This is a genomic window from Nonomuraea deserti, assembly GCF_004348685.1.
In the GTDB taxonomy this organism is placed as follows: domain Bacteria; phylum Actinomycetota; class Actinomycetes; order Streptosporangiales; family Streptosporangiaceae; genus Nonomuraea; species Nonomuraea deserti.
Genome location: NZ_SMKO01000423.1, coordinates 1 through 1,022, shown reverse-complemented (window position 1 = coordinate 1,022; position 1,022 = coordinate 1). Strand labels below are relative to the sequence as shown.

Genomic DNA, 1,022 nt, shown 5'->3' with positions numbered 1-1,022 from the left:
TCGGCGCCGTGCTGGCTGAACAGACCGACGAATGGGTCGAAGCCCGCCGCTATATGGGCCTGGACATCCTGGCCAAAGCCCGCGTCCGGCTCATCGCCGGCGACACACCGTCCCCGAATCCGATCCCGCAGACACTTACCGCTTAACCTGCAGAAACAGGATCACGCGAAGATCGATTCATACACCACGCCCGTGGACGTGACCCTCCTCCTTATACGCAACGGTCAGCATTCCTCGAAGTCAACAACCGTGATCGGCTGCTGCCCGCAGCGTCGGCCGTCCAGCGAAGACCATGAACGGCCGCGAGCTGCTGGCTGCGCAGCGTAAGACCGCGACAGGGGAAAACCAGTACAGCGGGTGGGCTTACCGTCACCCTAAGCCGAGAACTTGGATCCCGTGACCGCGATGGCCGCCCCAGTGCAGGGTGGCGGCACGAGGAGAGGGACTCGACCATGCCCAAGTACCTGATTCAGGCGACCTACACCGCGGACGGCCTCAAAGGAGTGTTGCAAGATGGCGGCACCGGACGTCGGCAGGCGGTGGAGCGCATGGCGGAAAGCGTCGGCGGCCGGGTCGAGCAGATGTATTTCGCGTTCGGCGAGACGGACACGTATGTGATCGTCGACCTGCCGAGCAATGCGGCTTCGGCCGCTGTGGGGCTCACGATATCGGCGTCCGGGGCGGTACGAACGAAGACGGCTGTCCTGCTGACGCCAGAGGAGATCGACGAGGCCGCGCGGATGGAGGTGGCGTACCGGGCTCCTGGCGCGTGACGGCCGGGTGATTGCGAGCGCCTGGACCAGGCGATCCCTCCCGGGGTCCGCGCCCTGGTCGCCGTCCAGGACGTGCCGGCAAGAGTGTCGTGGACGGACTCATGCCATATCTGAGTTCATCTTGAGATGGGCTAGCTTGTCGGGGTTGGTCACCGAGTGGATCGCGTGGACCGTGCCGTCGGCGATGTCGAGCTCGATCACGCCGATCACGTGGCCCTCGGCGTCGAACTTGACGGCGCCCGGCCGGCC

General features: G+C 65.5%; 1 protein-coding gene and 1 pseudogene. Both read left to right on the top strand.

The window, feature by feature from the left end:
- Positions 1–146 (top strand): annotated as a pseudogene (locus E1292_RS50485) (IS256 family transposase); the annotation flags it as partial.
- A gap of 306 nt (positions 147–452) precedes the next feature.
- The gene (locus tag E1292_RS50480) at positions 453–773 is read left to right on the top strand and encodes a GYD domain-containing protein (protein WP_132606885.1); all 321 of its coding nucleotides are present in this window, start codon (positions 453–455) and stop codon (positions 771–773) included.
- Positions 774–1,022 lie beyond the last annotated feature (249 nt).

What these genes read in the sequence shown, in the direction of transcription:
- E1292_RS50480 (WP_132606885.1), top strand. Translation starts at nt 453, where the DNA reads ATGCCCAAGTACCTGATTCAGGCGACCTACACCGCGGACGGCCTCAAA.